Source organism: Sphingobacterium cavernae (genome assembly GCF_008520265.1).
Lineage (GTDB): Bacteria > Bacteroidota > Bacteroidia > Sphingobacteriales > Sphingobacteriaceae > Sphingobacterium > Sphingobacterium cavernae.
On sequence record NZ_VIQM01000076.1, the window covers coordinates 61,687 to 74,862 of the forward strand.

At 34.9% G+C, this 13,176-nt stretch carries 14 protein-coding genes; 6 read left to right on the plus strand and 8 right to left on the minus strand.

The window, feature by feature from the left end; all coding sequences use genetic code 11:
* The first annotated feature begins 24 nt into the window (after positions 1-24).
* Positions 25-432: a hypothetical protein gene (locus FLS47_RS14455; RefSeq protein WP_149915065.1), complete on the plus strand. Its 408-nt coding sequence runs from the start codon at positions 25-27 to the stop codon at positions 430-432.
* Here FLS47_RS14455 and pssA read toward each other — a convergent pair.
* Positions 429-1,109, minus strand: coding sequence for a CDP-diacylglycerol--serine O-phosphatidyltransferase (gene pssA / locus FLS47_RS14460; protein ID WP_149915066.1), 681 nt, complete (start codon positions 1,107-1,109; stop codon positions 429-431). The two genes, FLS47_RS14455 and pssA, sit on opposite strands and share 4 nt — an antisense overlap.
* Positions 1,110-1,170: 61 nt before the next feature.
* A complete protein-coding gene (rho, locus tag FLS47_RS14465; protein WP_149915067.1) occupies positions 1,171-2,664 on the minus strand; it encodes a transcription termination factor Rho in 1,494 nt (497 codons plus the stop codon).
* Between the two features lie 326 nt (positions 2,665-2,990).
* On the opposite strand from rho, the gene FLS47_RS14470 reads away from it, so the two are divergent.
* Both FLS47_RS14470 and FLS47_RS14475 read left to right on the plus strand, forming a co-directional pair.
* Positions 2,991-4,718 (plus strand): MFS transporter, encoded by a 1,728-nt coding sequence (locus FLS47_RS14470; protein WP_149915068.1) that lies wholly within the window; start codon positions 2,991-2,993, stop codon positions 4,716-4,718.
* A gap of 192 nt (positions 4,719-4,910) precedes the next feature.
* Positions 4,911-5,768 carry an N-acetylglucosamine kinase gene (locus tag FLS47_RS14475; protein ID WP_149915069.1) on the plus strand — a complete coding sequence of 286 codons (858 nt, stop codon included), beginning with the start codon at positions 4,911-4,913 and terminating at the stop codon, positions 5,766-5,768.
* Positions 5,769-5,847: 79 nt separating this feature from the next.
* Here FLS47_RS14475 and FLS47_RS14480 read toward each other — a convergent pair whose 3' ends face one another.
* Positions 5,848-6,543: a metal-dependent hydrolase gene (locus FLS47_RS14480; RefSeq protein WP_188347445.1), complete on the minus strand. Its 696-nt coding sequence runs from the start codon at positions 6,541-6,543 to the stop codon at positions 5,848-5,850.
* A 10-nt stretch (positions 6,544-6,553) separates the two neighbouring features.
* Positions 6,554-6,868 (minus strand): YbaB/EbfC family nucleoid-associated protein, encoded by a 315-nt coding sequence (locus FLS47_RS14485; RefSeq protein WP_149915070.1) that lies wholly within the window; start codon positions 6,866-6,868, stop codon positions 6,554-6,556.
* A 91-nt stretch (positions 6,869-6,959) separates the two neighbouring features.
* Between FLS47_RS14485 and FLS47_RS14490 the strand changes: the two genes are divergently transcribed.
* Entirely contained in the window at positions 6,960-7,448 is a 489-nt protein-coding gene (locus FLS47_RS14490) for an ABC transporter substrate-binding protein (protein ID WP_149915071.1), read from the plus strand.
* Between the two features lie 60 nt (positions 7,449-7,508).
* Here FLS47_RS14490 and FLS47_RS14495 read toward each other — a convergent pair whose 3' ends face one another.
* The gene (locus FLS47_RS14495; RefSeq protein WP_149915072.1) at positions 7,509-8,384 is read right to left on the minus strand and encodes a hypothetical protein; all 876 of its coding nucleotides are present in this window, start codon (positions 8,382-8,384) and stop codon (positions 7,509-7,511) included.
* A 195-nt stretch (positions 8,385-8,579) separates the two neighbouring features.
* Between FLS47_RS14495 and FLS47_RS14500 the strand changes: the two genes are divergently transcribed.
* Entirely contained in the window at positions 8,580-9,164 is a 585-nt protein-coding gene (locus FLS47_RS14500) for a thymidine kinase (protein WP_149915073.1), read from the plus strand.
* Between the two features lie 42 nt (positions 9,165-9,206).
* Here the strand turns inward: FLS47_RS14500 and FLS47_RS14505 are convergent, their stop codons facing one another.
* Together FLS47_RS14505 and FLS47_RS14510 are read right to left on the minus strand one after the other, a co-directional pair.
* On the minus strand, positions 9,207-9,713 hold the full coding sequence (locus FLS47_RS14505; RefSeq protein ID WP_149915074.1) for a glutathione peroxidase: 507 nt from the start codon (positions 9,711-9,713) through the stop codon (positions 9,207-9,209).
* A 10-nt stretch (positions 9,714-9,723) separates the two neighbouring features.
* Complete coding sequence (locus FLS47_RS14510; RefSeq protein ID WP_149915075.1) at positions 9,724-10,590, minus strand: N-acetylglucosamine kinase; 867 nt, start codon at positions 10,588-10,590, stop codon at positions 9,724-9,726.
* A 144-nt stretch (positions 10,591-10,734) separates the two neighbouring features.
* Between FLS47_RS14510 and FLS47_RS14515 the strand changes: the two genes are divergently transcribed.
* Positions 10,735-12,468 (plus strand): M61 family metallopeptidase, encoded by a 1,734-nt coding sequence (locus FLS47_RS14515; protein ID WP_149915076.1) that lies wholly within the window; start codon positions 10,735-10,737, stop codon positions 12,466-12,468.
* A 56-nt stretch (positions 12,469-12,524) separates the two neighbouring features.
* Here FLS47_RS14515 and FLS47_RS14520 read toward each other — a convergent pair whose 3' ends face one another.
* Complete coding sequence (locus tag FLS47_RS14520; protein WP_149915077.1) at positions 12,525-13,031, minus strand: hypothetical protein; 507 nt, start codon at positions 13,029-13,031, stop codon at positions 12,525-12,527.
* Positions 13,032-13,176: the final 145 nt, after the last annotated feature.

Sequence of the window (13,176 nt, forward strand, 5' to 3'; positions counted from 1 at the left end):
TTTTACACATCAATCTAGTAAAATATGGCAATTATCTCAAAAGCGGCCGAAGTTCAGGAAGAACTTATTACGATTTATGAACATCTAATTGAAAAACGATCAATTATACTCAATGAATTAAAATCAATACGAAATCGATTTGAGAAACAATGCGATGTATTTATTTTAAATGGATATGAGGAAGAAAAATCGCCAATTATTACCAATAAAATTTACCACATCAAATTCATTGAATACGACACACATTGTCACATTATCGACATCGTCAATGACTTTAAAGATGTATATGGCTATTTTCCGGAATACGGAGAAATGTACAATACATTATACGAGACTATGATACAATTTGCAAACGAAGAAAATTATGAGTGTGCAGCGTTTGTAAAAATCTGGGTAGACCAAATCAAACATATCATTCTGGAAACCAATTAGACAGCCCTTTCACTTCTAAAATGCAAGACCGAAAATAGGATATACAGTAAAAAAATTATTGGTATAGCTAGAATCTCAAGTGAGACAACCAATATAAGTGACACTATAAGAAATAAATATTTGAACTTATTGAGTTCCCATTTTATTGAATTCAACTTCATGGAGAAAAGTTTGAGCTCAGACACCAATAAAATACTTGTAATTAATGTTATTCCCAATAATAGAAATTGGTTATAAATAATATTTGGTGCAATCTCGCCAATAAAAGGCAACGACACAATTAAAAATGTATTCATAGGTGTATTCACACCGATAAAGTCAGAAGTTTGGCGCTCGTCTATATTGAATTTTGCTAATCGCAATGCCGAAAATATTGTTACCACAAAACCTAGATAAGGCACATATTCTGACGAACTAACTTCTCTCAGCATAGTATACAGAATTGTTCCAGGCAAGAATCCAAAACTAATCACATCCGCCAAAGAATCCAATTCCTTACCTATAAGTGATTTCACCTTTAGTAAACGTGCTACCATTCCGTCAAAGAAATCAAAGATTCCAGATGCTAATACACAATAGAAAGCTGTAAGATAATCCCCCTTCAAAACCATCAATATGCCGATACATCCACTAAACAAATTCAAAGATGTAATCGTATTTGGTATATATTTCTTCATCACTAATAACAAAAAAGCCGTCTATTTATTAGACGGCTTAAAAATATCAATTTAATATGAATTATCCATTCATACTCATCAAAAACTCTTCGTTTGACCGTGTTCCACGCAATTGTTGCAATAAGAATTCCATTGCTTCAGTAGAATTCATGTCTGACAAGTGATTTCTCAACACCCATAAACGTTGCAATGCTTCTTTGTCCATCAACAAATCATCACGACGTGTAGATGATGCTGTCAAATCGATAGCAGGGAATAAACGTTTATTCGCCAACTTACGGTCCAATTGAAGCTCCATGTTACCCGTTCCTTTGAATTCTTCAAAGATAACGTCATCCATTTTAGAGCCTGTATCTGTCAATGCTGTTGCTAAAATCGTCAATGATCCACCGTTCTCGATGTTACGTGCCGCACCAAAGAAACGTTTTGGCTTATGCAAAGCATTAGCATCCACACCACCTGATAAAATTTTACCCGATGCAGGTGCAACAGTATTATATGCACGAGCCAAACGCGTAATCGAATCCAATAAGATTACCACATCATGACCACATTCTACCATACGTTTTGCTTTTTCCAAGACGATATTTGCAATTTTCACGTGTCTGTCAGCAGGCTCATCAAATGTAGATGAAACTACCTCAGCACGTACTGATCTTGCCATATCTGTAACCTCTTCCGGACGCTCATCGATTAATAAAATAATCAAATAAACCTCTGGATGGTTTTTTGCAATAGCATTTGCTACTTCTTTTAATAAGTTTGTTTTACCTGTTTTTGGTTGCGCAACGATAAGACCACGCTGTCCTTTACCAATTGGTGTAAACAAATCCATTATACGAGTTGAATAATTATTAGAACCTAAATCTAAGTTCAATTTCTCATCCGGGAATAATGGCGTCAAAAAGTCAAAAGGGACGCGATCTCTGATTTCTGCAGGATTTTGACCATTTATTGACTCTATGCGAACCAATGGGAAATATTTTTCTCCTTCTTTGGGAGGACGGATAGATCCTCTTACGTTATCACCAGTCTTCAGACCAAACAATTTGATTTGCGATTGTGATACGTATATATCATCAGGTGACGTCAAATAATTATAATCCGATGAACGTAAGAAACCATATCCATCAGGCATAATTTCTAAGACACCTTCATTGACAATTACATTATCGAAATCTGTATTGGAAGACGATGTCTCAACCTTCTTAGGTTCTGCTGGTTGCTCTGCAGAAGTTGGTTGCGAAACTGGAAGTTTAGGAGTGTTTTCGGAAGTAATAGGAGAAGTTTCTTCTTCTGTTCTCACTCTTTTAGTTACCGCAATAGGCTCTGTTTTTAACGTTCTAGTTCTTTTTCTAGGCGAATGTTCAGACTCTACTCCTATGGGTTCTTCTACATCCACTTTCTTATCTTCAGTGTTTGATTGTTGAGCAATCTCTGAAATTTTGTCGATGAGTTCTTGTTTACGAAGTTTTTCTACGTCTACAATACCTAACACCTTTCCTATCTCGCGCAATTCGGACACGAGCTTTGAATTCAATTCGTTGATATTCATTAATATTGAATTATGATTATATCTTTTTGGATTTTTAATTTGAAATCTAACCTATTTATTCACAATACCTTTATAAAGGGTTTGAAAATTTGACTTGCTCACAATCTCTAAACTGATTTTCGAAATAGATAAATTATGAACTAGGATAAATTTGAGAATGTACAAAGAAAACCATTACATTTGAATTTTCAAAAAAAAAGTAATAAAATAATAATTGATTTAAAAAAATGTGCATTTTTATACCTACTAAATTGTTTTATCAATTATAATAATAATTATTTTTTTCATACGTTTACATCGAAAATATATTTCATAAAAATAAAATTATGAGCCAAAGTAATAAGCCTACCAATTATCCAGCACTCTACACACTTATAGTAGTGTTCTTCTTTTGGGGATTTATAGCTGCTGGAAACAGTATCTTTATCCCATTTTGTAAAAATTATTTTCATTTGGATCAATTTCAATCGCAATTGATTGACTTTGCGTTTTATAGCGCTTATTATATAGGTGCTTTAGCTTTATTTATTGTCGGAACGATCTCTGGAAGAGATTTAGTAGGTAAATGGGGCTACAAAAAAAGCATAGTATACGGATTGTTGTTTAGTGCATTAGGCGCTGCAGCAATGATTATAGCCGTAGAGGTGAATGTGTACTTAGGTATGTTGATTGGCTTATTTATTGTTGCACTAGGATTTTCATTGCAACAAACGGCTGCCAACCCATTTGCCGTACTATTAGGCGATCCCAAAACAGGAGCTTCACGTGTGAATCTTGGAGGTGCAGTCAATTCATTTGGTACGACAATTGGTCCACTAGTGATTGGTTACGCATTATTCAGCACATTTGAACCGATTTCAGATTCCGAAATTTCCAACCTACCCTTAAATAAAGTTATCTACTTATATATTGCTGTAGGATTATTGTTCATATTCGCGGCGGGTCTATTTAATTTTTCAAAAAAAGTACCTCCAGGTATCAATAATGAACCTATGGAAGGCGCTTCGAAGGCTAAAAAGACATTAATAGTCATGACTATCCTTCTAGCCTTATTCTTTACTCCTGTATTTTTGAGTTACAAAAGTGAAACCGCGCTACAAGTGGAACAACTGAATGCACAAATAAAGGCTGCTACTGATTCTTCTATTATTGAGAATCTTAAAACTCAGGTCAAAGAGCTAGCACACCCAATGGAGTTACAGCGTATGGCTCTACTATTTGGGGCTTTGGTAGCTGTAATTGGATCACTTTTATTCGCTTACGGGAAAGCACAGAAATCGCCTGAAGGCTGGGGTGCAATGAAATACCCACAATTGGTACTGGGTATGCTTGCCTTATTTATCTACGTTGGTATCGAGGTTTCTATTGGAAGTAATTTGGGTGAATTGCTGACTTTAGATGAATTTGGCGGTCTTCAATCTTCTGAAATCACACCTTATATATCTATGTATTGGGGAGGAATGATGATTGGACGTTGGGCAGGTGCGGTTACGGCATTCAATTTCGCTAGCTCAACCAAGAAAATATTGACAGCAATTGTGCCCTTTATCGCATTTTGTGTAGTAATTTCCGTAAACACAGTTGCTGGTTTCGACATGTCACATTTATACTTCTTTGTTATTTGTATTGCCATTCAAGTGATAGCCTTTTTTATAAGTAAAGAAAAACCTGTAGCGACTTTGGTGATTTTTGGTTCACTGGGATTACTAGCGATAATTGTAGGGTTATTAACTACAGGTACAGTCGCTATCTATTCGTTTTTAACAGGTGGTCTTGCGTGTTCAATCATGTGGGGTTCTATCTTCTCTTTATCTATTGTGGGAATTGGCAAATACACAGAGCAAGGTTCTGCATTTTTGGTAATGATGATACTTGGTGGAGGGATTATCCCACCTATCCAAGGTAAGTTAGCAGACATTATTGGTATTCACAATTCTTATATAGTTGCTGTATTAGGATTCGCCTATATTATTTTTTTCGCTATTTTAGTTAAGGGATTTTTGAAAAAGCAAAATATAGATATTGAACATATTGAGGGTTCAAGTAGTCATTAAGGAGTAAACTAATTGTACTTTCTACACTAAGTAAGAAAATAAAAAAACCGCTTTTAATGAGAAACAAGGCGGTTTTTTAACATTATTTAAAAACTTATTAAAAATAAAATTTATAAACCCTATTGATTATTGGAATAAAAATGTATCTTCGAAAGATATAATTTTGAATAACTATACTAAAATAAACTAATAATGATCATTATTGCAGATGGAGGATCAACCAAAACCAATTGGTGCCTATTAGATGATAATCAAAAGAAAATCTATTTTAACACTGAGGGCTATAACCCTTATTTCGTTGACAGCGACTACATCGTTAGTTCTCTAAAAAAAGGATTGCCCAATGATTTGCCTCTAGAAAATATTAAAGAAGTAAATTATTATGGTGCAGGGGTACATAATGATGAGAAAGCTAAAATTGTATCGGATGCATTTCGTGTATTATTTCCTAATGCAAAGATTGAAATCGGACATGATTTATTAGCTGCCGCTCGTGCTCTTTTGGGGAAAGAAACAGGCTTTGCAGCGATCTTAGGTACAGGTACAAACACATGTATCTATGATGGAGACAAAATTACACATAACATCAGTTCTGCAGCATACATCTTAGGTGATGAAGGTTCTGGTTCTTACATCGGTAAAAAACTTTTGACTGATTTCGTACGTGATTTAATGCCTACAGATGTTGCAAAAGCATTCTACGATACATACAAATTGTCTAAAGACGAGATCATGGACAGCGTATATACGAAGCCTTTGGCTAACCGCTTTTGTGCTAGTTTCAGTAAGTTCGTTTATGACAACAATGTAAATATTGAATACACACGTAAAATTGTTGATGATGCTTTCGAAGCATTTTTCGCAAACTTAGTGAGTAAATACCCTAATTACCAAGATTATACTTTCAACTGTATCGGATCTGTTGGCTACAACTTCCGTAATGTATTGGAAGAAAAAGCTTCACAATACGGTATGAAAACAGGTAAAATCTTACGTTCGCCAATTGACGATTTAGTACAATTCCACATTGATAGATATTCGAATCAATAATAAAAGTACTAGTTTTATAAAGCATAAATGCCCAATCAAATGATTGGGCATTTATGCTTTATAATTGCATTATAACGATTTATAAATCGATAGTTTGCCCCAATTCCAATAAATTCAAATTGATATTGGCATTTGCGAAAACATGCTTCGCTTCATTGGTATCGATAGTAACGGGAGAAAATGTATCGTAATGCATGCCAACGACATTTTTACAGTTAATAAAATCAGTAGCTTTGACCGCATCATACATATCCATCGTGTAATGTCCACCAATAGGTAGGAATGCCCAATCCAAGTTTAGATCTTCTAACAATTTCATCTCCAAAGTAAGTGCTGTATCGCCGGCAAAATATATTTTTTTCTCACCAATGAAGAATACAAATCCACAAGGAGCACCGCCATATGCGCCGTCAGGAGTAGAATTTGTATGCAAAGCATACACCATTTTTACTTTTCCAAAGGGTAGACTTAAAGTACCTCCAAAATTGAATTCTATAACTTTATCATCTGATATTCCTTGTTTTCTAACCCATCCCGCAGTTTCTACAATAGCTGCTACGGTTGCATTAGATTGCGCCTGAATAGAAGCCAAATCCGCGACATGATCTTCATGCGCATGCGACAAGAAAATGTAATCAGGATTTAGTTCGGACACCTTAATGTCTTTCGCTAAGGGATTATATGTTACAAAAGGATCAAGTAATACTTTAGTACCATTAAAATTAAATTCAAAACATGCATGCCCTAAATACCTGACCGAAATTTGATTTGCCATAGTGTCTATTTTATTTTCCGAATAAATTTCCTAAACCACCCAGACTACCCAACATATCTTGAGAAGCAGCAGCCATCTCAGTCTGACTTACATTTTCAGCTTGCGCTAAAGCTTTATTCAAAGCGACCAACAACAAGTCCTCAATTTGCTCCTTATCGCCTTCAGCGAAAAGTTCATCACTGATCGTGACTTCTTTGATTTCCTTATTTGCCGTCGCAATAACACGTACTTTCCCTCCTTCAGCTTCACCTGAAACCGAAATATTATCTAATCTCGCTTTGATTTCTTGCGCTTTTTGCTGCGCTTGGAATAATTTATCAAACATAGTCTCTTGTTTTTTATTAGACCAAAATACGAAATCATGTTTTGCGTTCAAAATAAGTAAGAGAATAAGCTTATTTGCTTAAATTTGCAGCATGACAAAATACCAAGAAATAATCTCTAATCTGAAACAGATTGATACTGTCAAAGCAGAATATCTTGAGGAAGAAATAGACATTATAATTCATAAATTAAAATTTCTGACAGCGGATAATTTTCCCAAAGCAGTAGTGTTGGATCAAGAAGATAATTTTTCTCCATTATCATCGTCTGTCTTAGCCGAAAAGATTAAAATTGCAGGAGGTAGATACAGTTCAAATTTAGAAGAAGGCGCAGACTGTATTATTATTTTGCAATCCAATGAAAGTCTTTATGGTCAATTGGCTGAAGTTCTAGATTCTGTATTTATAAAATCTAGTGGAGCTTATCAAAATAATCATATTTACATTATACAAGAAAGTGATTTCAATTCGGGAGATGATACTTTCCTAAAAGACACCGAAATATTAGCTGAGATCTTACAACCCAAATATTTTGTATATGGTCATGACGGTACAGCTTGGGTAAAGTTTGACGTACAATAATAAAAAAATCCTGTAATTATTAACTTACAGGATTTTCTTGTTTTATAGAATATTGACTTTTTATATATCAAATTTCTTATGTAATAAGGTATAGAATTTATCTACTGTTTGTGATTTCTCCGCCCAGCCATTCTTCACCGCATAATTGGTCTGTAGAAATGCATCAGCTTCAGCAAATGAATCAAATCTATTCAACAACTCGATAGCTTCACTGTAAGCCAAACTATAACCATTAAACAAATCTTTAATATACAGCAACTTATCATTCAAACTTACTGCAGTTTTCAAATCCAACACTTTCTCTTTCGCAGGTGAAGTCTGAAATTGCTGAGTCACATTAACACCAGCCTGTTTTTGTTGCTTAATAAGTTCATTAATAGATAATGGACGTGCAGTTGTCTCTTCAACAACAGCTGTATCAGCAACAGGAACTACGATTTCTTTTGCTGGAACAGTTACAGGTATAACCACTTCTTCCTCTTCTTCTTCAATTAATGGTGTTGACTCTATAATATCCTCTACTTCATCCGCTGATTCAATTGGATCCTCTTCCTTTGGTACCACTGGTGTAATATCTTTCACATCAAAAGCAAAAGTAGATTGTTTTGGTTCTTCCGAAACAACTGGAGTTTTAGTAAGTTCTTCCTCTATTTCTTCAAACACCTCTTGTGTATCATCAACAGGTTTCTTTATTTCCGTAGGTGGAGTAAAAATATTTTTACTCGATTCTACGTTTTGACTTGTTGCGGATGTATTGGCTTGCGCTTGAATCTTTAAAGCCTCGAAATGTTTGGCTAGAGAAGCTAAATTTGCTTCCAAAAGTGTCACTTCTACTGCATCAATTTCACCCGACTTTTTAATTTCACTATATTGAGATTGAATATCTACGAATAGATAATCGATTTTTGAGAATAATTGCCCTTTAGTTTTTGCCATGGATATTTTAATTTGAAAACGTGGTTGCTACGATACAAAGTGGAAAACAAAACCAATTGATAATGACTTGGTTTTAGTTTCATCCTACTATTTATACTTCAAAAATAGGATATTATTTCGATATTCGTATCGTCAAACACAGGTTGATTTGTATTTATTTAGTTATTCATTGAATCTACCTTTACAATAAAAAATATGCTTTTTTCAGAACAATATTTCAGTCAAAGAGATAGACAAGTGGGTAGTATTGAGGTGATTTGCGGGTCTATGTTTTCAGGTAAAACTGAAGAACTGATTCGTCGTATGAAAAGAGCACAGTTTGCAAAATTACCTGTGGAGATATTCAAACCTGCAATAGACATTCGCTACGCGGAGAAGGAAGTGGTTTCTCACGATAGCAATAGTATTCCTTCTACGCCGGTTGAACATTCTTCCGCGATTTTATTATTGGGTGGGGATGCTAAAGTCGTAGGTATTGATGAGGCTCAATTTTTTGATGATGAATTACCCAACGTCTGTATCCAACTGGCAAACCGAGGTGTACGTGTCATCGTTGCAGGATTGGATATGGACTATCAAGGAAGACCATTTGGGCCTATGCCAAATATTATGGCTGTCGCTGAAGATGTATATAAAGTACATGCCGTCTGTGTTAAATGTGGAGCTCCAGCTAATTATTCCTACAGATTTACTAAAAACAATGATGTTGTACTATTAGGTGAAAAAGAAAGTTATGAACCGAGATGTAGACATTGTTACTATATATTGGAAGAGAAATAAAACAACAAAGCCTTCGAGAATCTTTTCGAAGGCTTTGTTGTTTTAAAGTTGATTGACAATAACTGGATCCAAAGGTTTTATTTTGGAACGGTAACGGTGAATTAATTTCCCTTTCTCATCGATCAAAAATTTCTCGAAGTTCCAATTTATATCACCTGTGAAATCTGGATTTGGTTGTGCTGTAAGATATTTGAATAATGGATGAATGTTTTCTCCTTTGACATCAACTTTTTCAGCAATCAAAAAGGTAACACCATAATTTTGTTCGCAAAATTCAGCAATATCTTCGTTGCTTCCAGGTTCTTGATTGCCAAAATTGTTCGCTGGAAAACCAATAATAACGAGACTTTTGCCGTATTGCTTATGCAATTCTTCTAAATCTTTATATTGTGTTGTAAAACCGCATTTCGAGGCTGTATTAACCAATAATAATTTCTTGCCTTTAAATTGTGACAGTTTAACTTCTTTTCCATCGATAGAATTAAATGAAAAATCATACACCGAAGATGGTGGAAAAATTATGTTAAAAAGCATTAATAATGTAATCATCTGTATGTTGTTAATATGAAAAATTATTTGATGTTTCGCGCTCGATCACATAATCGAACAAATCATAGATTGGGCTTGCAAGAATTTTGCCAACTTTTACGCCATGCATCTGACAGACCTGACGGATTTGAATATCAAATGTATAGGCCACACGTCCTACAAAATTTACCGTATATTCCCAATAATTGGGATATGTCATAATATTCGTACGGACAAACTCGTCAAATCCTTCTGTCAGTAATTTCTCTATATACGGATGTGCACGATGTTCGGACATAAATGGAATAAATGACGCTAAATACGAATTTGGTCTTTCCTTTTGATATACATTTCGGATGACACCGTCTTTAGTCAATCGATATTTCTCACCAAATGCTTTTGAAATATCTCGAGGCATAGTACCGTACAAAAAGCTGGTAATTAATTTCTTACCGAACCAAGCACCAGAACCTTCATCCCCTAAGACATAACCGATCCCATGATGACTTTGGAATAAATGCTGACCATCATAAAAACTGATGTCTGATCCTGTTCCCAATGTTGCAATTAGCCCCTTTGAGTTTTTCAAGGTCGCATAAGCTGCACCTAACAAATCAGATTCGACAGAAATAAAAGAGTTTGGAAAAAGCGTAGTCAAAGCATTCGATACAATTTCCCTGCGATCCGGGGTAATACTACCTGCGCCAAAAAAGTAGACTTCCTTTATCTCTTGTGAATAAGGAATAATCTCAGGCACATCTTTCATGACCCTTTCTATTTCCTTTTCACTTACAAAAAATGGGTTTAATCCTTTTGTCTTAAAAAATAAAGGCTTGCTGTCAGGAAGATTCAACATCCAATCTGAACTCGAAGACCCACTATCCGCAACTAATATCATTATCCGTGTTTAGTTTAAGTTTGCTCACCCAAATATAATAATTCCTTGTAGAGTTTTAGCGATTCAAAATTGTATTATTATTAATATTTTGAACTCCTTTCCATTAATTCTACCTTTGGTTAAATTTTCTAAAGTTCACAAAGCATGGCAAAATCTATACATTTCGAATTATCTTTTTCCGAACCTCAAGCACATTATGTTGATGTAAAAATGTTGGCAGAAGGATTTCAAAATGAAGAATATATTGACATCAAAATGCCTGTATGGGCTCCTGGTTCATATTTGGTGCGAGAATACTCCAAAAATGTAGAGAGATTTCAAGCCAAAGATAATCTTGGTCAAACTTTGCAAGTACAGAAGATTTCTAAAAATACTTGGCGTGTATTTGAACCTAGCGACAAAGTAGCTGTGAGCTATTCAGTTTATGGATTTGAAGTTTCAGTTCGCACTTCGTTTATTGATGATTCTCGAGCTTTTCTGAGTCCTGTAGGAACATTTATGTATGTGGACGGGCAATTGGATCTTGAAACTACAGTAAAAATACATTTGCACAAAAATTGGAGTAAAATTTCTACCGGACTACAAAAAGTTGCAGTAGATAATGTTTATTATGCTCCAAATTTTGATATTCTATTCGACTCTCCTATCGAAATTGGCAATCAAAACACTTGGTCATTTGACGTAGATGGCATTTTGCACGAATGTGCAATGGTCGGGGAAGCGGATTATGACAAAGATCAGTTAGCAGAAGATATCACAAAGATTGTACGCGAAGAAAATAAAATTTGGGGTACCAATCCGAATGATTATTATTTGATCGTCACGCATAATTACCAAAATGGTAGCGGAGGTCTAGAACATTTGAACTCTACTATACTCGCTGCCTCGCGTTTTGGATATTCGCAGCCTAGCACTTATAAAAATTACTTGAGTTTGGTGGCCCATGAGTATTTTCACTTGTGGCACGTGAAACGTCTTCGCCCGATTGAATTAGGACCTTTTGATTATGAAAAGGAAAATTACACAACTGGTCTTTGGATTATTGAAGGATTTACTTCCTATTATGATAATTTAATTATACGCCGTTGTGGATTTTTTGATGAAAATGAATACTTACAAAAATTAGCTGTAGATTTCAATACCGTATACAATCGCCCTGGATATCTGTTGCAAAGTGCTGCCGCATCCAGCTTTGATACATGGATTAAACAATATCGTCCAGACGAAAACTCACAAAATGTAGCTATTTCGTATTATAATAAGGGTGCTATGCATGCTGCAGCACTTGATTTAAAAATTATAACAGCAACTAAAGGTGCTAAGCGTCTTGATGATGTGATGAAAGCTGCTTACGAACATTTTTATTTGATTCAAAACAGAGGTTTTGAAGAAGATGAATTCCGCACTTTAGCAGAAGAGGTTACTGGAGTAGCATTAGGCGAAATATTCGCAGCTGCGCACAGTGCTGAGGAAGTAGACTACAATCAATATTTCAATGCTGTTGGTTATGAATTAATTGATAATGCAGAAGATCAAGATCACCAAAGTTTAGGTATAAAAATTGGAAGTAATGAAGGTCATACGGTAATTAGAAACGTAGATCGTGATTCTGCAGCTTGGATTTCAGGATTAAATGTGGGAGACGAACTGATTGCCATAAATGGACATCGCATAGAAATAAACGGTAAAGCGCTAGATTATTTTATATCGCGCAGTCAGGAAAATGATGTCGTAAACATACTTATTTCACGAGATGGTTTGATACGTGAAATTCCTGTACAACTGATACCATCCATCAAAAAGTCATATAGTATTCGAAGAATAGCTAATGCAACAGAAGAGCAACGTCGATTAGGAGATATTTGGTTGTCCTTGTAAATAATAATAAAACAATAATGGGTTTTCTGATTAGAAAACCCATTATTGTTTTAAACTTAAAACTTATATCGGATCGAAAATCCTATTGGATCAAACAAACGAATAGTCGATTCTTGTACGAAATCAAAATAAGGCTTTACATCCAAAGACAGCGCAATTGGCGCAGATGGCAAACTATATTCAACACCTACTATACCGTCAATACTTAATGATAACTCAGAATTTTTCGGGATTTGCACCCCTTGATTATTTGTATACGATTTATAGGTATAGTTACCAATACTTCCTCCAAAACCATAATACCAGCTAAAATTGTTTAACGGCAATTCTTTGTGATATTGGTACAACCCCACTAATCGAAATGTACTTGAAGAAGAATTACTTCGTATACTCAAAATACCTTCCACAGCTCTATCTTCCGCTAAGGTATGACGATAGTTAATACCCGAGGCAGATCCGAAACGTAAACCTACCGCATGCGGAGTTGTTAATTGAGCAGATGCTTCGTTGCCCATTACAATTGCTGCCGCAATCAAAAAAATATTACGTATTGATTTTTGCATATAAACTAAAATTGGATTTTACCAAAAATAAGATATTTTAAATGCTATCGCTAATAAAATTCGTTAAGCTGTGTTAATTCATAAATTTTAGCTAAGAATCTTTTATTCTCGATATTTTTTCTTTAAATTTATTATGCCAACATAG